Source organism: Pseudomonas sp. BN414 (genome assembly GCF_029871275.1).
Lineage (GTDB): Bacteria > Pseudomonadota > Gammaproteobacteria > Pseudomonadales > Pseudomonadaceae > Metapseudomonas > Metapseudomonas resinovorans_C.
This window is the reverse complement of record NZ_SSOL01000019.1, coordinates 34,603-57,903: the sequence shown is the minus strand read 5'-3', so window position 1 is coordinate 57,903 and position 23,301 is coordinate 34,603. Positions and strand designations below refer to the sequence as shown.

At 60.5% G+C, this 23,301-nt stretch carries 13 protein-coding genes, 1 tRNA gene and 1 pseudogene; 7 read left to right on the top strand and 8 right to left on the bottom strand.

The genetic code is table 11. The features are described 5' to 3' along the window. Positions 1-62 precede the first annotated feature (62 nt). Positions 63-281 (bottom strand): helix-turn-helix transcriptional regulator, encoded by a 219-nt coding sequence (locus E8E95_RS01305; protein WP_280347561.1) that lies wholly within the window; start codon positions 279-281, stop codon positions 63-65. 146 nt (positions 282-427) lie between these two features. Here E8E95_RS01305 and E8E95_RS01300 point away from each other — a divergent pair, with 146 nt between their 5' ends. The 4 genes and pseudogenes from E8E95_RS01300 (at position 428) to E8E95_RS01285 (ending at position 3,283) form a co-directional block, all read left to right on the top strand. Next, positions 428-661: a hypothetical protein gene (locus tag E8E95_RS01300; protein ID WP_280347559.1), complete on the top strand. Its 234-nt coding sequence runs from the start codon at positions 428-430 to the stop codon at positions 659-661. Next, positions 654-1,814: a DUF3596 domain-containing protein gene (locus E8E95_RS01295; RefSeq protein WP_280347557.1), complete on the top strand. Its 1,161-nt coding sequence runs from the start codon at positions 654-656 to the stop codon at positions 1,812-1,814. Before E8E95_RS01300 ends, E8E95_RS01295 begins: the two co-directional genes overlap by 8 nt. Positions 1,815-1,825: 11 nt before the next feature. Next, positions 1,826-2,109 (top strand): annotated as a pseudogene (locus E8E95_RS01290) (hypothetical protein). Between the two features lie 112 nt (positions 2,110-2,221). Next, positions 2,222-3,283 (top strand): DNA cytosine methyltransferase, encoded by a 1,062-nt coding sequence (locus E8E95_RS01285; RefSeq protein ID WP_280347553.1) that lies wholly within the window; start codon positions 2,222-2,224, stop codon positions 3,281-3,283. Here the strand turns inward: E8E95_RS01285 and vsr are convergent. The 7 genes from vsr to E8E95_RS01250 form a co-directional block, all read right to left on the bottom strand. Then, positions 3,240-3,662: a DNA mismatch endonuclease Vsr gene (vsr, locus tag E8E95_RS01280; protein WP_280347551.1), complete on the bottom strand. Its 423-nt coding sequence runs from the start codon at positions 3,660-3,662 to the stop codon at positions 3,240-3,242. The genes E8E95_RS01285 and vsr overlap by 44 nt on opposite strands. An 11-nt stretch (positions 3,663-3,673) precedes the next feature. Further along, the gene (gene drmC / locus E8E95_RS01275; RefSeq protein ID WP_280347548.1) at positions 3,674-4,438 is read right to left on the bottom strand and encodes a DISARM system phospholipase D-like protein DrmC; all 765 of its coding nucleotides are present in this window, start codon (positions 4,436-4,438) and stop codon (positions 3,674-3,676) included. 1 nt (position 4,439) lies between these two features. Beyond that, complete coding sequence (locus E8E95_RS01270) at positions 4,440-6,302, bottom strand: DUF1998 domain-containing protein (RefSeq protein WP_280347546.1); 1,863 nt, start codon at positions 6,300-6,302, stop codon at positions 4,440-4,442. A 2-nt stretch (positions 6,303-6,304) separates the two neighbouring features. Continuing rightward, complete coding sequence (gene drmA / locus E8E95_RS01265) at positions 6,305-10,306, bottom strand: DISARM system helicase DrmA (RefSeq protein ID WP_280347544.1); 4,002 nt, start codon at positions 10,304-10,306, stop codon at positions 6,305-6,307. Positions 10,307-10,366: 60 nt separating this feature from the next. Beyond that, on the bottom strand, positions 10,367-14,695 hold the full coding sequence (locus E8E95_RS01260) for a type IIL restriction-modification enzyme MmeI (protein ID WP_280347542.1): 4,329 nt from the start codon (positions 14,693-14,695) through the stop codon (positions 10,367-10,369). Continuing rightward, entirely contained in the window at positions 14,692-17,823 is a 3,132-nt protein-coding gene (gene drmD, locus E8E95_RS01255) for a DISARM system SNF2-like helicase DrmD (protein ID WP_280347540.1), read from the bottom strand. The genes E8E95_RS01260 and drmD overlap by 4 nt, the downstream gene beginning before the upstream one ends. A gap of 532 nt (positions 17,824-18,355) precedes the next feature. Further along, a tRNA-Arg gene (locus E8E95_RS01250) sits at positions 18,356-18,432 on the bottom strand. A gap of 424 nt (positions 18,433-18,856) precedes the next feature. On the opposite strand from E8E95_RS01250, the gene gabD reads away from it, so the two are divergent. The 3 genes from gabD to E8E95_RS01235 all read left to right on the top strand — a co-directional run bounded on the left by gabD (position 18,857) and on the right by E8E95_RS01235 (position 23,202). Then, the gene (gene gabD / locus E8E95_RS01245) at positions 18,857-20,308 is read left to right on the top strand and encodes an NADP-dependent succinate-semialdehyde dehydrogenase (protein ID WP_280347538.1); all 1,452 of its coding nucleotides are present in this window, start codon (positions 18,857-18,859) and stop codon (positions 20,306-20,308) included. 169 nt (positions 20,309-20,477) lie between these two features. Beyond that, positions 20,478-21,755, top strand: a complete 1,278-nt coding sequence (gene gabT / locus E8E95_RS01240) for a 4-aminobutyrate--2-oxoglutarate transaminase (protein ID WP_077524532.1) — start codon at positions 20,478-20,480, stop codon at positions 21,753-21,755. A 235-nt stretch (positions 21,756-21,990) separates the two neighbouring features. Next, a complete protein-coding gene (locus E8E95_RS01235) occupies positions 21,991-23,202 on the top strand; it encodes an HDOD domain-containing protein (RefSeq protein WP_280347535.1) in 1,212 nt (403 codons plus the stop codon). Positions 23,203-23,301: the final 99 nt, after the last annotated feature.

Sequence of the window (23,301 nt, the reverse complement as noted above, 5' to 3'; positions counted from 1 at the left end):
CAAACAGGTGGGGGCCGCGTGGCCCCTTTTTGGTGACTGGGAAAGAAGGTAATACCTGATGGCTAGGCCGGGCTCACCGGATCATCCTGAAGCTCAAGCAAATCACTCACCTGACAGTTCAGATAACGACAAATCGTCTCTAGGTCCTTCAATTCGACCCTCTGTGCTGTCTCGTGATACAGCCGAGTGAGCGTTCCCCGATTTATCCCCGTGTCCCGAACCACATCGCTGATCTTCAGCTTCCGTTCCCCAAGCAAGCGGGACAAATGGCACTTAACCATCCTTCTCTCCAAAATGATCTCCTGGAGATCATTTATTTCTTGCGCAGATCAAAAATAACGCTATATTGATCTCTAGGAGATCATTTTGCGCTTGCATGTGTGCAGAAGACTCCGCTATTGCTCAATTTAGCAGAGAGGGTATAGCCGTGTCTCAAACCTACCTGACCACGGATGAGCTTGCCATTCGTATGAAGTACGACGCTCGCACCATTCGCAATCGCCTGAAGGACTCGGTTCTCCTGGAAGGCACCCACTACTTCCGTCCCTTCGGTGGTCGCAAGATCTTGTTTATTTGGGAGGCCATCGAAGAGGACATGCAGAAGTTCTCTCGTACCTCTGGGCTGGTGCCTATGGCGGGTGGAGGTGTCTGCCGTGGGTAAGATCCGATCTCGTACGGACAACAAGAAGCTGTTCTTCGACTTCACATATCTGGAAAAACGCTGCCGGGAACAGACCACCCTCACTGACACACCAGCTAACCGGAAGAAACTAGAGAAGATCCTTGAGCGCATCGAGGCCGAAATCACCCTCGGCAGCTTCGACTATGCCAACTACTTCCCGCAGAGCAACCGACTACAAGAATTCAGCAGGCTGCAAGCTGGCTGTATGCAATTGAGGACGCCGATTTTTCGGGACTTCGCCGAGCTCTGGTTCGACGAAAAGAAGGTCGAGTGGCGCGACAGTCACATCAGAACGGTGCGCCTTACGCTCGACAGGTATCTTGTGCCTGAATTCGGCAAGAACGCGGTCAGCGCCATCACCAAGGCAGAAATCCTGACCTTCCGCTCGGCACTCGGCAAAGTTCCCGGGCTGAAAGGGCAGGCTCTGTCAGCGACGCGAATCAACCACATCATGACGCCATTGCGCATGATCCTCAGTGAGGCGGCTGACCGGTTCGAGTTTACTTCACCGTATCTCAACATCAAATCGCTGAAGATCCCCAAGACCGATGTAGAGCCCTTCACTCTGGAGGAGGTGCTGCAGATCCTTGGGGCAGCGCGTGAAGACTTCCGCAATTACTACACGGTGCGCTTCTTCACCGGTATGCGGACTGCAGAAATCGATGGCCTGCAGTGGAAATACGTCGATTTCCAGCGTCGACAGATCCTAATCCGCGAAAGCTGGGTCGGCGGCAAGCTCGATTACACGAAGAATGACGGCTCGCAGCGCGAGATCGATATGTCGGGGCCGGTTTACCAGGCCCTGCTCGATCAGCAGCTGAAGACCGGTGCCGGACAGTTCGTCTTCTGCAGTCGGGAGGAAACACCATTTGCGTACCGCAACATCAACAGTCGGGTCTGGTACCCCTTGCTTCGCCACCTAGGACTGCGCCGACGGCGCCCCTATCAGACCCGCCATACCGCAGCGACCCTGTGGCTGGCCGCGGGTGAAAACCCGGAATGGATCGCTCGACAGATGGGGCATACGACTACAGAGATGCTGTTCCGAGTCTACTCGCGTTATGTCCCCAACCTGACCCGTCGTGACGGCAGCGCTTTCGACAATCTTATTCAAGCCAATCTAAAGGCCTGAGGAGTGGTGACATGAAATTGATCAAGCGCAGCAACGTCACCTTCCTGCATCCATCGATGGAGGCTCGCGAGCACCAGTACCTGAAGCACTTGGCCTCGGCAATGAGCAACTACCTAGAAAACCCCAACGGCACCGAACTGGTCTGCATTCTCGGCTCCGGCTATGAGAGGAACAACCGTCAGGCACTCGCACCTGGGTTGCCTATCACCGTGACGAGGTCTTCGAAAAGCGCCTAGAGGGCCGCAGCCCATTGGATTTCCTGATCGATAAACTGGAAGACCTGATCAACAACTGAAGCAGCGATGAAGGGGCCAAGGCCCCTTCATCGCATCAGGCGAAGAGCAATGCACTCGCCTCCTCGATCTTCCGTCCCGCAAAGTTTAGAATGCACCGCACTAGGGGGATTTTTGACCATGATTGATGCCGTTGATCTTTTCTGTGGCGCTGGCGGCCTGACCGCGGGCATGCGGGCGGCTGGCATCGCCGTGCGCGCCGGCTACGACATTGAGCGGCAATGCGAGTACGCCTACACCGAGAACAACGGTGCTGCGTTCATCGCCAAGGACGTCACGAGCGTCGAAGCTGATGAGCTGCGGGCCTGGTATCGCCCTGGTCGCTACAGGTTGCTCGCCGGTTGTGCCCCTTGCCAGCCTTTCTCCACCTACAACCAAGGCAAGGACACCCGTAACGATCGCAAATGGCCGCTGCTTTATGCCTTCCGTCGGTTGATTGAGGAGACGCTGCCTCACCTGGTCACGATGGAGAACGTACCGGACGTGACCAAGCATGAGGTCTATCACGACTTCGTCGCTGGTTTGCGAGCACAAGGTTATGAGATCTGGGAGGGGCGTGTTCACTGCGTTGACTATGGGCTGCCTCAGCAGCGTCGCAGACACGTTTTGCTGGCGTCGAAACTGGGCCCCATCACGCTCATAGAGCCCACCCACAAAGGGCATCCAGTCAGTGTAGAAAAAGCGATAGGAACGCTCCCCCCTATCGCTGCCGGAGAATGCCACCCGGACGATCCGCTTCACAGAGCAGCGGCGCTGTCGTACCTCAACCTGCTGAGAATCGTGAACTCCAACCCAGGTGGCACTTGGAAAGACTGGCCGCCACACTTGGTTGCCGATTGCCACCGCAAGGCCAGCGGCAAGACATACCCGAGCGTCTACGGTCGCATGAAGGCGGAAGAGCCCAGTCCGACGATGACCACTCTTTGCTACGGCTTCGGCAATGGTCGCTTCGGGCATCCGACCCAGCACAGGGCAATCTCCTTGCGCGAAGCGGCGATTCTGCAATCGTTCCCAAAGGACTACGTCTTTCTCCCGCCCGAGAAAATCAACTTCAAATCCGTTGGCCGGATGATCGGAAATGCCGTTCCGGTGCGCTTGGGCGAAGTGATCGGCGAAAGCCTGGTGCGCCACATCAGGAAGAGTGGTGCTGATCAACGGCCAGATCAGGAAGATTGAATTCACGCCTGAGGCGCGTCACCAGCTCCCCACGATCCCGTGTCTCGCACTCCCATACGACCAACACCCTCCAGCCTAGCCCGCGCAGCTGGGCTTCCTTTCTGGCGTCCCGCTCGACATTCGCCATGAACTTGGGCAGCCAGTATTCCTGGCGGGTCTTGGGTGTGGTCGCATAACGGCAATCGGTATGGCGGTGCCAGAAACAGCCATGGACGAAGATAGCGGTACGGAATCGGGGCAAGACGATGTCCGGCGAGCCCGGTAGATCACGGCGATGGAGTCGGAACCTTAGCCCCAGCGCATGCAGCGTCTGGCGCACGCTGATTTCAGGCGCTGTATGCGCACGTTTCACCGCTCGCATGATGTCGCTACGTGACATTTGCCTCCCCGTCAGAGGTCGACTGGCTCTACCACACCCGTGATCACTAGCGCCTCCAGATGCCGGTGCAGTTGGTCGGGCAGAGGCTTTCCTGCAACGAGCACTCCAGCTTCCATGTTCTGGTCCATCGCATAGCCGGTGAGGTTAGCGCTGGTGATGAAGCAAAGCGCCCGATCGGCTACGGCGACCTTCGCATGCACGCTGCCATTCATGAAAGCCGCTGCCTTGTCCTTCCAGACGTAGAAGCTCGCATCGGGCACGATCTTACGAAGGTTGGCGATCGGATCCGTACTGACCTTACCTCCCTGGGCGCTCGACGTCTCTACCAGGAAATCGATCTGGACATCCCGCTCGGCCGCCGACTTCAGCGCCCTGGCGACAGACTCGATGTCGTAAGCAACATAGCTGGTGATGAATAGCCGTTGCCGCGCAGCATCTATCACTTGGATCAGCGCCTGCTCGGTTCTTCGTGCTGGAACCAGCTCGGTAGTCGGGCCCGTCCATACCAGCTCGACCTGCTGGCTGCTCTCAGCCAAGTGATAGGCGTCGCTGGCAGCAAGGAGCATGGCCGCCAGCGTTTGGCCATCGATGGTCGATTTCCTCCATATCTCGATAAGTGCCTTGAGCGCATCGCCCGCCTGTGCAGACTGTACGCTGGTAATCAAGCTTCCAGCTTTCGAGATGTCGAGGTTGCTGACTCGGGCCGCCAGCACTGCGACCCGGTCAGAGGAGACGATCGATACCACCGTAGAAATCGCCTTCAGCAGTTCTTGCATCTCAAGCGTCCTGGAAGAAGGCTGTCGCCGCGTGCTGTACCGTGGGTACGACCATCGCGCGATCGAGGTATCGGTTGCTGGACTCGCATGAGGTTTCCGCGACGAAAGAACAGGCATGGCAGGCCGCTGAGTGCAGGCTCTGATCGTTCTGTGGGTCGTGCTCGGCGCAAAGTGGATCGGACGAGCAGATCCGAGCCCGGCGTAGTGCCTGAGTGAACAGCCGCTCCAGATTCTCCGGTTTCCCAAGTTCTACCAGGCCCCCCAAGGTGCCATCGGAGTCCGCTGCGGCGGTGTAGATGATTAAGCCTGCCTGATTGCCTTCTTCACTCACGCCTGCATAGATCCGCTCGCGGATGCTCGCTGCGTTGTACCCGCACTCAAGGGCTAGTTCGCGAATCAGTAGATGAGCCAAGGTGTGCAACAGCACATAGCGAGCACCCGGATAACCAGCCTCGGCAGGACTGAGGTGACGTCGGCTCCGCCACCCTTTGTGTCCGTCTCGCAAGCGAGCATCGGCTCGTTGCACCGCAGAATTCTGCTCCCAGGCGGCGATCGCAGCCTCGTCAAACTGGATGAAGATGCCTTCGCCATGAACCTGGTTGGCAGGCACCCAGTCCGGTCTGGACGACGACAGGGGGGCCCAAACTGGGCCTGAGCCGGTACCACTGCCCTCGTCGGGAGACTCCACGCGCGTGAAACCGAGTAGAGCATTGACTTCACGCAGGCGCTTCAGGAGCAGTACTCGACTGATGACGGACTGGAAAGACGCTGGAGGGGCTGCTTCTTCGGAAAGAAAGTTAGGATAGTCATTCACTGGAGTCGGATTCGTTAGCACCCGCCATTCCGGCTCCTTGATATCCGGCTCGTCCTCGACTTCAGCGTCAGCTCCTGAGCGATGAGCTTCGATCGCCGCCCAGATGGCTGCTGGCGCGTGAGCTTCGATGCCCGCGGCCTCGCCACGCTTCGTGAGGGCCTTGAGGGTTCCCTTCAACTCACCGACATCCTCGACATCGGCGAAGTCATCCCAGTGGTCGGTGATGATCTGCTGTAAGGGGGATGCGTTCGTTCGAGGTATGGCGAGAGCGGAAAGAGATACCGGGAACCAACTGTTCGTCGCCCCCAGCAAAACGGCCCGGGCGTCTTCTTTACAGTCGTGATCGAAACGATCCAGGTGCGGGTGTCGACCTCGGCAACCAGGCAGGTTTTCCTTGCCAGCTTTACCGAAGGCCTGGGCCAGGCTCTTGGCCGCTTCGCACTTGTCGCACCTAACCCACAGGTTTTCTGTCTGGAGAGAGGCCCCACTCTCGAAGAAGCGCAAGGTTCCTCTGCAAGTGCTGGGGCCGCTATGCACGAACCAGCTCCAGGGGAAGTCGTCTAGATGTCCGTTCCGGCAGGCCAACAGCATACGAGCAGGGACGGCGTCAGCATCCTTGGCTGGCAGTTTACCGTCAGAACCTCGGCAATCAGCATGTACGAAGCGAGTCGACTCCGGGCGATATGGGTTCTCTTTCAGCTCGAACAAACCATTGTCATATGGCGCCAGCAGCCCGCACTTCACGCAGCGCAGCCACCGCGGAAAGGGTCTAACCGGAACGCCGACCTTGGCTTCGGCGGAGAGCGGGTCGAAAGATTCGCTTTTACTGAATGGGGCCATGCGTAGCGATTCGACCTGCGCCCCCAGCGTTTGTCGTACCGCAGCCAGCAGGCGAGGTTCGGTGATGACCGCGCATCGCTCCTTTTGCCAGATATCGATCCCCGAGGTGACCACCGACAGGTTCGGCAGATCGACGAGGGCGCCAGGCCCATAGGTCCACAACAACTGGCTGGGCCGTACCGAGCCGACGACGGTCTTTTCGTTCGTCATGTTCATTCGTCCTTATCGCTTACTACTGGCCGAGCCTTCCACGCCGGTTCATCCTGGAATTTCGAGGAATTCATCACCAAGTTGACACCTGGCTCCACCTCACGCATCGACATCGGTACCGTCCAATTTCCCCACGGCTTAACGCCAGGGGCTTCGATTAGTTTGGCCGTAAGATCCTTGTTGGGACCTCGCTTCTCGTAAGCGAGCATTCGATTGCCTTGCATCACGGCTTTCACCCACTCATCGGTACGCTGCTTCAGCATGCTTTGGATCAGCTGTTCGGACTTCGAATCCGCCACGTTGCCGCCACGCGTTCTCAGTACCTGCTGAGCTTCCTGTATTTCCTGCTGATCAGCCTTTTGCAGGCTCTCGGCACCGCCATTCGGAGCGAAATCGTCGTACTTGCCCCGCATCAACGACAGCAGCGTTCCAGTGAGGCCCCGATCCAGCGCCCTGGGAGAGAATGGTGTGACCGACTGGGCTTCGACGTGCTTGTAGAAGGTCGCGTGGTAATGCTCGAACGTCTCGTAATGAGAGAGGTCACGCGGCTTGGCCCAGGTCAGTACAGTGCATACCAGACCGGGAGACTGGCGACCGACACGGCTGGTCGCTTGGATGTACTCTGCTGTGCCCTTCGGCTGCCCGTTGACGGCCATGATGCCGAGTCTATTCACGTCGACACCGACCGAGAGCATGTTGGTGGCCAGCACGATGTCGATTGGACGTGGTTTGCCCTTGTCCTTCTCGTCCCAGCGGCACAGGTATTTGCCCTGGTTCTTATCCCACTCGGGCTCGAACTTCACCTCGAGCTGGTCGAGATACTTGGGAATGTCCTGATTGGAAACGCGCGAAGTCAGCTCGCGAATGTTCATGATGCTGCGCTGCGCCAGCCCCGGCCTCTCGACCAGGCTCATCTGCACTCGGTACGCACGAGTCTGGACGTCGTCCTCGGCCAGGCGCTTCATGCCTCCGAGCTCGCGCAAAGAATTGAAGTAGCCGACCATCGTCATGTAGGGGTCAGCCTGGCTTCCGAAGCGCTCGAACAGCGCCTGAGCGGCGGTCATAGCTGCGGTGTAGACGCGAATCAGCATGGCGGGGCGAGAGCTGCCTGGGGCGCATATCCCCAGATAGCGGCGTCCCGAGCGCATATCGATTGGACGTTGCACCGAGAAGAAGTTGTCTTCCACATCCAGACCATGCGGTGGGAACACCGCGACCTGACGCATGAACACGTTGCTCACCTGCTGGTGGGCTCTGCGTACGGTAGCGGTAGAGGCGACCACTTTCGGCCGGATAGGCTGTCCGTCCAGCGACCAGCTGCAAAGCTCATCGACCGCACTCTCGTAGAGTCCGACCATGGTGCCGAGCGGACCGCTGATCAGGTGGAACTCGTCCTGGATGATCAGATCCGGTGGCCGTACGGGCGAAACCGTCGTGACCGTCGCGGCGGGATAACCCTTCGCAGCCTTGTGACCGGTATTGCAATCGGCACCAGGCCAAAGCAGGCCGTGCCGTGAACACTCCTTGGACACGTTGCCGAACAGGTTCCGCACCTCGCCACGCCAGGCCATCATCGCGAACTTGTCCACAGTTGCGATCATCATGGACGGTGGGCGATGGTACATCTCCTCATCGACCACCATGACCGGCAGCCCAGGATGTACCAGCTTGCTTGAGCGGCCACGCGAGAAATCGCACTTGCCTTGCTTGTCGCCGCAGTAGATCGCCGTGCGCTTGATCGTCTTGTCGACATCGATATCCCGGCCGGGAGCGATTTCGGAGCCGCACCATGGGCAGCTCGTGAGCTGTGCAGGCGAGGTCATCCCGGCGGTATATCTCTCGGCCCGGACGGCTTCCACGAAGCGATGGCTTTCTTCGGTTTGACCGGGTGCAACCTTGTTACCGACCCAGAGCCCGATGGTGAATGGCACCTCGCCCAGAGACTTGTCGCCCTTGGCGAGTGCGGTTCGCCGGATGTGCTCCATCGAGCATATCAGTGCTGTGGCGCGCTGGAACTGCTGCAAGGTGAGCAGGCGCAGGGTGTAGCGCATGATCACCGCCAAGCCGCGCGATGCGTCGTAACCGCCCAGATTTCCTTGCAGGCGACGGATCGCCATGGTGAAGGCAGCGACGCCGAGGTAGGCCTCGGTCTTGCCACCACCGGTCGGGAACCACAGCAGGTCGGCGTGCGCCTGCAGTGGCTTGGTCCGATCGGCATGCCGGGGATTGGTGAGACCGGGGATGGAAAGGAGAAGGAAGGCCAGCTGGAACGGGCGCCAGGAGTAGTTCCTGGAGTCCTTTGCGAGCTCCGCGACCTCAATACGCTTGCCGCGTCGTCGCTCCAGGGCGGATCTGCTGTGGATTCGTTGGAGTCCCATGGCACGGTTGGCGAATTGGAAGGCGACCAGTGCCTCGGCGTTCTCGGCCAGCAAGCGAATGCCCTCTCGCAGCCGCAGCATGATCGCCTCGCATCGATCCATCGCCTCTTCCGCCGGCAGGGCGTACTCCGCGACTTCGGTTCCGATGCGTGCGCGCTGCTCTTCGATCCAGGCCGCGTAGTCGTCGGTCAGGACGCCGAGCGTGGCGACCAGCTCCTCCCTGGACATCTTCGCCAGGCGCAGCATATCCAACGAGCCGTCGGTCAGCATTTGGCACATCGCCGGACGGTCCTCGGCTTCGCCGCCAGGCGTCTCGGTTAAGGGTACTTCGTACTGCGGCATCACCACGGTACGCAGCTCGGTTGCACGCGTAGCGTCCTCCTCCGTGACAGAATGCACAGATACGCCATGCCCCACGGCAAACTCGACCCGCTCGCGGTAGATCATCTCTAGTGCAAGGCGTTCGCGCAGATCCGGGTCGTCCAGATCGCTGTCCTCCGCCTCGAATGCCGGCCGGCGGAGGAAGATCTCCTTTGATGGGCTTCCTTCGCTCGCCCGAACAACGATCTCCGGCTGGAACACCCAGGCCGCATCGCGGTTCTCCTTCGGCTCCTTTTGGCCGTTGACGATGAACAAGGTGATCAGGCGTTCGCCTTTTTCGTTTAGCGGTCGCACCGCACCCTGCAAGCGAATCTCGGGGCGAGCGTCGTCCAGTTCGACCGGCGCGATGACGCCATCGGTCAGCGCCAGCGACACGCGTTTGAAGGATGGAATCCGCTTCCAGACCTTGGCCTTGACCACCTTGCCGGTCTTCTTGTGCACGCGGGCGTGGATAGGATCGTCTGACTCGATCCGCTCGTAACGCCCCCAGGCTACGGCGACATCCAGAGTCTCGGCCTGACCATCAACGCAGAAGGTGAAGCCCATGCTGGAGGGTACCAGCGATTGGTTGGAGGTGAGATCCAGCTCTTCGCCAGACTCGGTGTCGGCACCGTCGGAGACTTTTTCCAGCTCAAGGTCTGGCTTCAGCCCCTTCGGTACCAGGTCATCGGGCTGCTCTTCGTCCTTACGCTCGGCCGGTGGGAGGTCTTCGCCACGCTCGGCGTTCTCCATCGGCGCTAGCTTGCCCACCAGGTAACGGTCGCGGACGCTCATATCGACAATGAGCTCCTCGGGGCCGCCGGCCGGGCCGAGCAGGTCGTCCATGATCGCCAGCTGCAACAGTTCCCTGATGTAAGCCTCGCTCTTGATCGCGGGCACATCCGCCAGCGTGAGGTCTAAGGCGCGTGGCATGGCTTCGGCGAACTTGGTCCAGGGCGCAGGTACGATGCTCCCCGTGCTCGGCGGCATCAGGCCTGTCGCACCGATGGATACCGGTTTCTCGATTGTCCGTGCCTTGTCGAAGTAGACGGAGGTGCCGTCCGCGTCGATGCGAATGCGCAGCACCTGGCCGATGCGTTGGATGCGTCCATCCGGAGTCAGCACCAATACCCAGGCGCCTTCGTGCACAGCGGGATACTGGCCTTTCAGGCGGACGCCTTTATCCGCTAGCCGTGCATCACGCTCCAGCCCACGATCGATGACGATCCAGGCGTTTCGCTCCTCGGTGTGCCTCGTTCCTTCCATGCTCGACTCTCAGGTTCTTTCGATCGGTTCGGTTTAGTCTTCTCTGTCCGCCTGGCAATCTCAAGAGGCCTTGCCAAGCATACGGTAGCGCGTACTACGTTTTTCCCCCTGGCGTTCGACCTTGCCCTCAGTGACCAGGCAGGCGATCGAAGTGTTCCACAGCGCAGTGGGGATACCAGTCGCTGCGAGGATGTCGGACTTTGCGTGCCAGCCTTGGTTGGCCCCGAGGAAGCCGAGAATTCTGGCTGTCGGGGTCGCGCCATTCACATCGGGAATCGTCGCTGCATCGAAGTTGAGCCCGGCTTGAACTGGGGTGGTACTGGCAGCCTGGTTGGCTCGCGGAGTGCGAGGCGACGTCCGTCTCGTACTGCTGCTGTGCAGCCCTTGGGCAGCCTCTTCCTCGTAACGCTGACGGTTCAACTCCGAAAGTCGCCGCAGAACTTCAATGCGAACAGTTTCAGAAATTGTGTAACGAACCCGATCACGCTCAGGAAGGTAGGCTACTTCATGGAAGCCATACGTTGGTTCAAGGTCAGTGAATCCGTAGGCAGAAAGTACTGCATCATTTAAGGCTCTGCGAAGATGACGTAGTTTCTGAATTGGTTCACTCTTTACGCCAGGATCGTGAAGTTCATTGTAAAATCCTGTCATGCCAACGGCCATTTCCTGCATGTATAGCTGTCGCTGATTGCAGTATTCCTTGCCGATAACTTCAAGTTCTTCGCGCTTACTGTTGAGCGTCTCGGTTGGAAAGGGGAAGGTTTCAAAAACATCGCCGTGGGCATACCGAAGGCGATCTTCCAATCTAGAGCCGTGCTCGTATGCCCATGCCGAGTGAATGTCTGAAGACAAGCAAGCGAAAAGGCTGTGGCTCCCATTAAGAATTACGCATATGGAATTCGCGTAAATGTACCGGTTCTTCACAAATGAAAAGCACGGGTACTTCGTTGCGCCTGTTGAGATACAGATCACGCTGTCGATATAGTCTTCTGTATCGCCCTGTTCAAGAGGCATTCGGCCAGTTTTTCTGTAGATGGGGCTTTGTAGCTCCGCGTAACGCCACCAACGGTCTTTATAGGCTTTCCTATTTTGAACATCCCTCTCAGGCTTTACTTCATGAAGCACCTTTTCATAGAGAGGAGTATAGGATTTTGCTTTTTCCTCGCTCCAATCCCAGAAGCATACAATCCATCTTTCTGTCGATTGATCTGGTTTGGAATTTAAGTCCTTGCCAGAAAGATAAGGAAATAGCACGGTTCCTTCGTAGTTGGCATGTCGCTCACACAACGTCTCGGCTTCGGGAGCTGTCATAGTAAATCCCATGCCAAGGACAACGGAGCCTTGATATGCAATTCCGTTATTTTCCCTAAGCTTTATGGGGCTCCAATTACTTCGTGCGGTAAGATTCTCGGAAATCAACTCAACAGTTTCTAGGTCAAGTAGTCTAGTGCCGCCCCATTTGCCCTTATGCGCATGAATCCGGCTAGTGGATACGTTTGCACTCCCCAGCCATTGCTCACTTCGTATGGCACTATAAATTTCGACATTTTTAGCCAGTATTTGGCGCAGCCCAACGTCTCGCGTATCACCTTCGGCGATGGAGTTTGAGGTAATAATTCCGAGGTTTCCACCATCTCGACACAATGCCGCAACTCTCAGCAAGAAGTATGCAATTAAGTCGGCGTGGCCTCGCACTCCATTTGCGATGCAAAGAACCAAATGTTCTCTATAGCTATCCCCAAAGACTCCTGTGAGCTTTTTTCCACCCAGAAATGGCGGATTTCCAATAAGCGCATCAAACCCCGGCGCGCGGCCCACAAAAACCTCCGGAAACTCCAGCGGCCAGTGGAACGGTCGACGCGCAGACTTGTCAGCAGGCAGGTCGGTTAAGAGAGACGCGACTGATTTGCTGCGTACAGTGGAGAGTACATCGTGATTGCCGTCAATGACCTGGCCAACTTGGATTGATAGCGACGCCAAAGCGCGCTCTAGCGACGCGCTATTGCCTCTTGATACGAACACTTCGCCGATAAGCGCATCGGCGAGGCATTCTGGCACTTCGAGCCTGCGGCGAGCATCGGCGTCCAGATACACCATAGTTTCGACGTCGCGGATATCGCGGATGGGTATCTCCCGCAGGCGCGATCGCAGTTCGATTGCCTCGTGCACGGCCCTCTCAATGTTCTGGCCGAACAGCCGAATCTGGCCCTGGCCAGTGGGAATCATCAAAAGTTCGGTGAGCTGATCCAACCGATGGATGCCGAGCAGGCTGTCGCCGCAGCGCAGGTTGTGGTCGAGGAAGCCAAAGGGGCGCCCCTTGGCCAGCGTCACCAGCCAGATGGACAGCTTGGCCAGTTCTACCGCTAGTGGATTCAGGTCGACGCCGTAAAGGCAGCATTCGGCGATGAGGCGGCGAGCGGTGGTTACTCGTTCCTCGCTATCGCTTGGCAGCGGTTCCTGGCAGGCAGCAACGTCGGTCACTCGGCCATTGGTGTCGATCGATTCGCCTTGATCCTCGGCTAGTGTCCATGCCTCCACCAGCCGATCGGCCAGCCAGCGGCAGGCTTGCACGAGGAAAGCCCCCGAGCCCATGGCCGGATCGCAGATCTTGAGGTCAAGCAGTTCGGCAGGGGATTTAAGCGTCCACTCTGCACGTGGCAGTCCTTCGGCGGGGCCGACGTAGACGATAGGGGTTAGCGTCTCGGTGACGATGGCTTCGGTGAGCGATTTAGGCGTGTAATGGGTCCCCGTCTCACGCCGGTCGCTGCCCGTAGTGATGATGAAGGCCCCCTCCGGGTAGATCAGTGGATAGCCCCAGGGATCGGTGCGCAGCAGATGGAGGAACGGCAGCGCTCGCTCGCGGAGAGCCTCGTCCCCGCCACAGGCGGTGAGTAAGCGATTGGCTTCCGCGGGATCGACGGTACGCTCGAGATCCCGGCGAATGGCGCTGGCGCTACGCTTGATGGCCTCGGCACCAGAGAGCTCATCGGTCAGGGCATTGTCACCGCGACGGTGCAGCACTTCGAGTTCTTCCAGGCCATACAGGGTCTTCTTGGCGCCCTTGCCGGCGCCCAGCTCCACTGTCACCCACGTGGTACGGGCGACGGTACGTTCCAGAAGACTCTCGTAGACGTAACCGATCTGCTCTACATCCAGCGCACGGTAGGACAAGGTACGACCTTGATACTGCTGAATCGCTTCCAGCAGGAGCAACACGGTTCGGTTGTCGATGGGCAGCGGTCGAGCGACATCTACCTTCCAGTCTGAACCTTTGGCACGGCCTTCCAAGAAGGGGAAACGATCCGGGTCGAACAACGAGCCGCCCAAGGCAGGCAGTCGCAGAGTCTCATGCTCGATTCCGCCGTAGACCGCACGGAAGGTGGCCAGCAGGCGAGCCCAGGCATCGTGCCGGTGCTCTAGCACCTCCTCGGTCTCCTGACGCAACTGCATGCGCAGTGTGGAAATGGCATAGACGCTCTCGTAGACCTCGTCGCCCATCAGCAGCAGACCGCGTTCTTCGGCCGAGAGCAGAAACACCAGACGCATCATGATCGTCAGGCCCGCCTCGTAGAGCTCGGCCGGTTGGACGCCTTGCAGCAAGGTACGCGAACGGTCGCGATCTTCCTTATCCAGTGCCTGGATCAGCACTTCCACGGCCCGGCGCACCTGTTCGCCCAAAGCGTCGGTCACCGCTTCCTGGTGTTGCAGGGATTCGTCGAGCAGCGCCGGCAGTGTCTCGTCCTCGGCGCCGAAGAAGCGAGCGATGCCCAGCAGCGCGATGAACGCTTGCAGGGTCTGGCGTTCCTGGCTCCATAGGCGGGCGTACCAACTGGCGTAGGTCACCACCGCGCCCACGGGCGCGTCGACCAGCATCCAACGCTCGCCATCGGTGAGCAGCCCGAGACGACAGCCGCTGGCCCGGCACAGGCGCTCCATGCGTTCGGCGGGGCTGGCGATCCAGCCATCGATCTTCATGGCCGCGGTGAGATCGGTTCCGGCCGGGTAGCTCTGCACCAACAGCAGGGGCTTATCGTTGGATACTAGCGCGTAGTCGGGTGCCAGCGTGACGCCATGTTCGGTCAGGGTGACACGCACGGAGTCGGGCAGCTGCTCGCCGTGCCGCAGCAGTTCACCGCTATCGTCGTCGTATTCAAGACCGCGCGCGAGCACTTCGTGGATCCAGGCGCGATGCAGTTCGGCGAAGCGCGGATCCTCGTTGTCGCGTGCCTCGCACCATTCGTCATGCGCCTGGCGCAGGTAGTGGCGAATGCGTTGCTCGAGCGCCGGAAGGCCAGTAGAGAACACCCGCTCAAGAACGGGCGTGGCGAGGAAGGGACCGGAGACCTCAATCAGCGACAGCCATTCGTCGTGGATATCATGGGGTTTCATGCGCGGCCTCCCTTGGCGAACGATGCGGGTACGGTGAAGATGACAGCGACCGGGAAGGTGCGATCCTGCGGTTTGGCATAGCGCGTGGAGATGGTGCGGGTTTCCTGTTCACGTTCGCTGGGAATGCGCTCCAGGCGGGCTTTCAGGGCGGAGTTGTCGCGCCGCACCTGGGTGCGTTCGTCCTCGCTGAATAGGGAGAACTGCTCTGGCAGTTCGTCCTTGCCCAGTTCGTGACGGATTGCCTTCTCCAGCTCGTCGAGCACGGCATGGATATCGGCTTCTTCCTTCAGACGGCGTGTCTCCAGGGTATTGCCCAGATGCTCCAGACGATTGCGCGAGCGTGTCTCGATGGCCTGGAGGATGGCTTCTTCGGCAGTGGCGAAGCGCGAACGGAGGATCTCGAATGACGAGTTATCAAGGAGACAGGGCTGGCCATCGTCCAGCCATGCCTGCACCCGGCCGACCGCGTCCTCCCGCTTGAAGCCGCGCTCGCGCAGGTAGCCTCCCGCCACGGTCAGCTCTTCGTGCAGCCGGTGGTGATTGCCGCCGGTGATGACAAGGCGCGATACCACCGTGACGGTGGGTGCCTCCAGGCGATCATCGGGCAGTACGCGTACCGTCACACGATGCAATGGGCTCTTGCCTTCACGCTCCCATATCTGGGAGCGCAGCAGACGCAAGCACATCTGCACCAGACGGTGGTTGAGATGGATGAGCACCATATCGTCACGGCCCTTGGCAACCTCGTGATCGAAGGTCACCGGGCGGATCTTGCCGGTGAAGGGGTGCGCTAGGCCCTCGCGGCAGCGCTCCCAGGCACCGCCCAGCGGCGGCAGCTCGAAAACCTTGCCCGCATTTATACCATCCAGCTTCAGGGGGGCCAGCGCGGCCTTTTCCGCCATCGCCAGTCCGGTCTCGACCGTCTTGAGGATGTGCTCCGGCGAGAGATGGAAGTCCTCTCGGGTCTCGAGCAGACGCTCGTGAAGCTTGGCCACTCGCTTGTCGATGTCCTTTTCGCTACGAACGAAACGGCGCGTGCGGGCGATCTTCGCCTCGGCCATGCGAGTGTCCAGTTCGCGCAGGGAGCCTTCGATGAGTCCGGACATCTGCGGAGCGATCACCGGGTTCACGCTGCCCATGTCGGCGCGCATGGAATCGAGCTTGCGCAGCGCGCGCAGGATGTCGTCCTTGTGGCCACCGACCGCCTCGGTATCCTCGCGCGCGTCGACCGGATGCCAGATCAGCACCTCGCTCGCGCGTTGGCCATGACGATCGATACGGCCGTTGCGCTGTTCCATGACGTTGGGGTTGTAGGGGATCTCCAGATGTATGAGGTAGTTGCAGTAGTTCTGGAGGTCGATACCTTCCGAGGCAGCATCGGTGGCCAGCAGGATGCGGACCGGAGAAACGTCCGGCGCAGCCTGGAAGGCGGCCTTCACCCGCTCCCGGTCGTCGTGATCCATGCCGCCGTGCAGGGTCATCAGACGATCCCCGCCCAGGTCATGGGAGGCCAGGATCTGGTGCAACCAGTCGAGGGTGGTGCGGTACTCGGTGAACAGGATCACTCGTTTACCGTTCCACTTCTCATCGGTCTTCAGGCGTCCCTCAATCCAGGCGAGCAGAGCGTTGGCCTTGGAGTCCGGGCGGTGCATCGCCTGTTGCGCCCAGTCGCGAAGCACGTCGAGCAGCAGGCGCTCTTCGGCATTCAGCGGGCGCATCCGGCGACTGGCTTCTTCGACTGCCTCCCGCTGAGCGCTCTCGACTTCGGCGTCGTCGGCGTAATCCTCTTCGGCACGCTGGATGGCCTTGAGCAGGATGCGCTCGGACAGATCATTGCGCTCCTTGCGGGCATCTCCATTCTCTAGAGTGGCCTCGTGCTTCGCTAGGGTGGCGGCGAAAGCTGCCGGTGACGAGAACAGGCGCTTGCGCAGCAACTGGTTGACGAAGCTGATGCCCGTAGCACCGCCACCATCGTCGGCAGTTGCTTCACGGCTGGCACAGAACGCTTGCAGCTTGCGATGAATCTCGCGCTCCTTGGCGGTATAGTCGATGGCGAAGGCCTCGAGTCGCCGCTGGGCGTAGATCGGTCGGCCGTCCTTGTCGGTTATCTCGCTCTTGAGGCGTCGGATCATCACCTGGGCCAGCTGCTTCTCGAACGTTTCCGGCATGATGTTCCGAGCGAAACGCTGGTCGTCGAGCAGTTCGAGCAGTGAAGTGAATGACTCGGTGTAGCCGTTGTGCGGCGTTGCGGTTAGAAACAGATGGTGCTGGAAGTGCGGCGCGATCATGCGGATGAAGCGAGTCCGCTGGCTCTCAATCGCGTACTGGGCGCTGGCCGATGGCGCCACGTTGTGCGCTTCGTCGACCACTAGCATGTCGAACTTGCGCGGATAGCCGATGTGCGGCGGTAGGATGTCACGGAAGGCGCGCAGGCCGTCGCCCATCTTGGCCCAGTCCATGGAGGTGATCAGGCGAGGGAACGATACCCAGGGATTGGCGTGGATACCGCGTTCACGGCGCAGCTCCCGGATGTACTCGCCGTCAACGATGCGGAAGTCGAGACCGAACTTCTCCAGCATCTCGAGACGCCACTTCTCTTGTAGCGAGGCCGGGCAGACGATCAGCACGCTACGTGCCCGATGGCGCAGCAGCATTTCCTGGATGACCAGGCCAGCCTCGATGGTCTTGCCGAGGCCCACGTCGTCGGCGATCAGCAGATTCACCCGGGCCATGTCGATGGCGCGCACCAGAGGATCGAGCTGGAAGTCCTGGATGCTCACCCCGCTGCGGAATGGCGCCTGGAGGAAGCCGCGATCCGCATTGGTAGCAGCACCCCAGCGAACGGCATCGAGGAAAGCCTCCAGCGTATCGGAGTCGTCCTGCCCGGTGATTGCCGGCAGACCGGCACGCTCGATGACGTGCGCACCTGGCTCGATCTCCCAGATCACCCGGAGCTCCTCACCCAGAGCATCTTCATCGATGGAGGACAGGGTCACTGCGTGCTGACGCTCGGTTCCCTGAGTAGAGGCATCCACCTCGGCCACCACCCACTGCCGCCGCCGCACTTCGACGAGCTGGCCAGGTTCGGGGGGATTACGGTAGAAGCCGGCTTCCGATGCTGCTGTCATTTCGAACTCCTGATACAGACTGCCCGTGCGATACACGGGCAGTGAAAAGCATTCGGCAGTCAGCCTGCGATTTTCGCGGCTGTCCAGATAAGACGGGAAGGCGATAAGTGTTTCGAATGTGAAACGCAGCAGACGCCATCCCTGGTGTGCCCGGCACGGATACCACGGTGCTGAGATTATCCTCCAAGGACGCGCAAGTCGTCAGAAGCGTAGAGCTCATGATGCATGAGGCTCGCTTGAGCCCTGAGGAGATCCGCTGTGCACGACACCATGCGCCACAGTAGCCAATCCAGAGCTGTGCCGACTCGTGGCTAATGCTCAGGAGCAGACTCTTTTAGTCGCAGGTGTCGGAACGTGCGGCACGGTTTAGGCACAGAATTGGCACAGCCCGAAAAACTGCCGAAAAATGGTGCTGAGGGCAGTGTTCATCGCAGCCTGGCGGCCTGCGAGGAGAACACGTTGCAGTAGGGAACCGATCCAGGAGCCTGATCGGTGAGGCCTTTATAAAAAGGGCTTTAAAATCGATGAGATATGGCGCACCTGGCGGGATTCGAACCCACGACCCTTGCCTTCGGAGGGCAATACTCTATCCAGCTGAGCTACAGGTGCGTATGTGTTGCGACGGCCTATTTGACCACTAGCGTCCACCCTTCTCAACTCAATGAACACTGCCTTCGGAGGGCAGTACTCTATCCAGCTGAGCTACGGATGCGTATGGGGGCGCCATGATACCCATGTCAGACCCTTGCGTCCATGCGGCATGACCTTGTTCGCAATGTTGAACGATGGTGCCGCTTCTGGTCATCTTTGATCAGGATTTCGACAAACTGCACCCACTTTTTGTTGATTTTATCGAACGGGCTATTGCCCTTAAGTTTTCCGCACCCTAGGATTCCGTTTGAGATTTCAAACGCCCCCTCGCCCCTCCATAAGCCGGGCCGTTCCAATCACTCCGTCCTGGCCAATCCCGCATTGGCTGAAGAACCACAACCTGCCCCGGTGCCCGTGCAGCTCCGGTGTGAAGGAGACAGAGATGCAATTGAAAGACGCCAAGCTGTTCCGCCAGCAAGCCTATATCGACGGCACCTGGCTGGACGCCGACAGCGGCCAGACCATCAAGGTCAATAACCCGGCCACTGGCGAAATCATCGGCACCGTGCCGAAGATGGGCACCGCCGAGACCCGCCGCGCCATCGAGGCTGCCGAGCGTGCTCTGCCGGCCTGGCGTGCGCTGACCGCCAAGGAACGCGCCAACAAGCTGCGTCGCTGGTTCGAACTGCTGATGGAGAACCAGGACGACCTGGGCCGCCTGATGACCATCGAGCAAGGCAAGCCGCTGGCCGAAGCCAAGGGCGAAATCGCCTACGCCGCTTCCTTCATCGAGTGGTTCGCTGAAGAAGCCAAGCGCGTCTATGGCGACGTGATCCCCGGCCACCAGCCCGACAAGCGCCTGATCGTGATCAAGCAGCCGATCGGTGTGACCGCTGCCATCACCCCGTGGAACTTCCCCGCCGCGATGATCACCCGCAAGGCCGGCCCGGCTCTGGCCGCTGGCTGCACCATGGTGATCAAGCCCGCGTCCCAGACTCCGTACTCCGCCCTGGCCCTGGTCGAACTGGCCGAGCGTGCCGGCATCCCGAAAGGCGTGCTGAGCGTGGTGACCGGTAGCGCTGGCGAAGTTGGCGGCGAGCTGACCAGCAACCCGGTGGTGCGCAAGCTGTCCTTCACCGGCTCCACCGAGATCGGTCGCCAGCTGATGGCCGAATGCGCCAAGGACATCAAGAAGGTATCCCTGGAGCTGGGCGGCAACGCACCCTTCATCGTCTTCGATGACGCCGACCTGGACGCCGCCGTGGAAGGCGCGCTGATCTCCAAGTACCGCAACAATGGCCAGACCTGCGTTTGCGCCAACCGCCTGTACATTCAGGAAGGTGTTTACGACGCCTTCGCCGAGAAGCTGAAGGCCGCCGTGGCCAAGCTGAACATCGGCAATGGCCTGGAAACCGGTATCACCACCGGCCCGCTGATCGACGAGAAGGCCGTGGCCAAGGTCCAGGAGCACATCGCCGATGCGGTTTCCAAGGGCGCCAAGCTGCTCGCCGGTGGCAAGCCGCACGCCCTGGGTGGCACCTTCTTCGAGCCGACCATCCTGGTCGACGTACCGAAGAACGCCGCCGTGGCCAAGGAAGAAACCTTCGGTCCGCTGGCCCCTCTGTTCCGCTTCAAGGACGAGGCCGACGTCATCGCCATGGCGAACGACACCGAATTCGGTCTGGCTTCCTATTTCTACGCCCGTGACCTGGGCCGCGTGTTCCGCGTGGCCGAGGCCCTGGAGTACGGCATGGTGGGTATCAACACCGGCCTGATCTCCAACGAAGTGGCGCCCTTCGGCGGCGTGAAGGCCTCTGGCCTGGGCCGCGAAGGTTCCAAATACGGCATCGAGGACTACCTGGAGATCAAGTATCTCTGCCTCGGCGGTATCTGATCCAAAGACGGGGCAAGGCGCGAAAGAGCGCGCGGCGCCCCAGTTCCACCCCTAAAGCAAACGAGCCTCCGGCAAGCCCGCGCAGTCGATCATCGAATGCTGCGCTGGCCCCTACCGGGGGCATTAATCCTTGAGATTGCGCCGCCCGATGAGCGGCCGTGAGGAACTTATGAGCAAGAACGAATCCCTGCTGAAACGCCGTGCCGCTGCCGTTGCCCGCGGTGTTAGCCAGATCCACCCGATCGTCGCCGAGCGCGCCGAGAACGCTACCGTCTGGGACGTCGACGGTCGCGAGTACATCGACTTCGCTGGCGGTATCGCCGTACTGAACACCGGCCACCTGCACCCGAAAGTGATCGAAGCCGTTCAGGAGCAGCTGACCAAGCTGACTCACACCTGCTTCCAGGTACTGGCCTACGAGCCCTACATCGAACTCTGCGAAGAGATCGCCAAGCGCGTACCGGGCGACTTCGCCAAGAAGACCCTGCTGGTGACCTCCGGCTCCGAAGCCGTTGAGAACGCCGTGAAGATCGCCCGCGGCGCCACCGGCCGTGCCGGCGTGATCGCCTTCACCGGCGCCTACCACGGCCGCACCATGATGACCCTGTCCCTGACCGGCAAGGTGGTTCCGTACTCCGCCGGCATGGGCCTGATGCCGGGCGGCGTGTTCCGTGCCCTGGCTCCGTGCGAACTGCACGGCATCAGCGAAGACGAGTCCATCGCCAGCATCGAGCGCATCTTCAAGAACGATGCCCAGCCGCAGGACATCGCTGCCATCATCATCGAGCCGGTTCAGGGCGAAGGTGGCTTCTACGTCAACTCCAAGCCGTTCATGCAGCGCCTGCGCGCCCTGTGCGACCAGCACGGCATCCTGCTGATCGCCGACGAAGTGCAGACTGGCGCTGGCCGTACCGGCACCTTCTTCGCCACCGAGCAACTGGGCGTCGTGCCTGACCTGACCACCTTCGCCAAATCCGTTGGCGGTGGCTTCCCGATCTCCGGCGTCGTCGGCAAGGCCGAAGTCATGGACAGCATCGCTCCCGGCGGCCTGGGCGGCACCTATGCCGGTAGCCCGATCGCCTGCGCCGCGGCCCTGGCCGTGATGAAAGTGTTCGACGAAGAGAAACTGCTGGAGCGCAGCCAGGCTGTAGGCGAGCGCCTGAAGGCCGGCCTGCGTGAAATCGCAGCCAAGCACAAGGTCATCGGCGACGTTCGTGGCCTGGGTTCGATGGTTGCCATCGAGCTGTTCGAAGGCGGCGACGAAAGCAAGCCGGCCGCTGAACTGGTTGGCAAGATCGTGGCCAAGGCTCGCGAGAAGGGCCTGATCCTGCTGTCTTGCGGCACCTACTACAACGTCATCCGCTTCCTGATGCCGGTCACCATTCCCGACGCACAACTGGACAAGGGCATCGCCATTGTCGCTGAGTGCTTCGACGAACTGGCCTGATTCCCCAGGTAGTGAAAAGAGACCCGCTTCGGCGGGTCTTTTTTTGCCTGGGTGAAAGCAAGTGGGCAAGGGTGCTCGATCCAGCAGCACGACCTTGGTCTACACCACTATCCTCCGCCCAGGCCCCGGTTTAGACTGCTTGCTTGCAATTCTGAAGACGAATCCTACCTGCTCTTGGGCTGTTTCCTGGTCCTGCGTGGTTCGTCAGGGACGACTCAACCGCCACGAGGTAACCATGCCCGCCCCTGCCCAGGCCCCGGAAGTCCTGATTGCCGAGGCCGACCCGTGGACGTCGGACCTGCTTACCCAGCTTGTGCTGGATATTCGTGGCGACGCCAAGGTGTTTCAGGTCAACGATGGCCGCGAAGCCCTGGCGCGTTGCAAGCGACGCCTGCCGGAGCTGGTGATCGCCGATGGCGAGTTGGGTGGTATCGATGGCGTCGAACTGCTGCGTCAGCTGCGCCGCCACCCGCGCACACCGGCATTGCCCTTCGTCCTGATCAGCGCCCGCGTGGATGCCGCCAGCGTGCGGGCGGTGCGGCCGCTGGCACCCTCCGCTTACCTGGGCAAACCCTTCAATGCCGCCAAACTGCGCAAGCGTCTCAGCACCCTGCTGCCGGCCAGTGAATCCGCCGTTGGCCAGCAGGTGCCTGCGCTGCTGGTAAACAGCCTCAAGGAATATCTCGACAGCGTGCGCGAAGAGGGGCAGGGCGCACCGTTGCTGGATGATGTGCGTGAGGCGGTCAGCCAGTGCCTGCAGGCCGATCAGGTCGACCTGCGCGACCTCGACGAAATCTTCTCCCGCGACCCGCAGATCACGGCGCGGCTGATCGCCGCCGCCAACAGCGCCGCCCAACACCTCGGGATGCCCTGCCAGACGCTGGCTCAGGCCATGCAGCGGCTTGGCGTCACCCGTGTGCTCAATCTCGTCCTCGGTATGGCCCTGCAGCGCAACTCGCGGCTGCGCGACCCGCGCCTGTCGGAGCTGGCCGACCTGGTCTGGCAGGCCGCCCAGCGCAGCGCCGAGCTGGGCTACTGGATGGCCAGCGAACTGGAGCTGGACGCTGAGCTCTGCTACACGGCCGGATTGCTGCACAACATGGGGGAACTGGCCCTACTGCGCAGCCTGCAGGACTGGCAGGATGCCGGTGGCGGCCTCGGCAACGAAGAATTGCAGGATGTGATGCAGCGAAGGGCAGCGGGCTTCGGCTCGGCCCTGCGCATCCGTTGGCGTCTGCCGTTCGGCCTACGCGAACTGGTGGCGGCTTTCCACGGCCTGGGCGCTGGTGTGTTCTCCCGCGAGGCCCTGGTACTCAATTTCTGCGCCGTCCTGCTGCGCCTGCCTCACGGCGAAGCGCCGGCAGGCCTGATGGGCGAGCGCGCGGCGCGCCTGCTGCGGCTCGATCCGGCATTGCTGGACCGTCTCCCGGCGCGCCTGCTGTCCTGACGCCGTCCGGGCTGGCGCGCGGGCACCGGCATTGTCTAGTCTGCTGAAGTGCCCGTAACAGTTGTACGAGCCGTACAGGATTTTCTCCGGGAGTTGCAC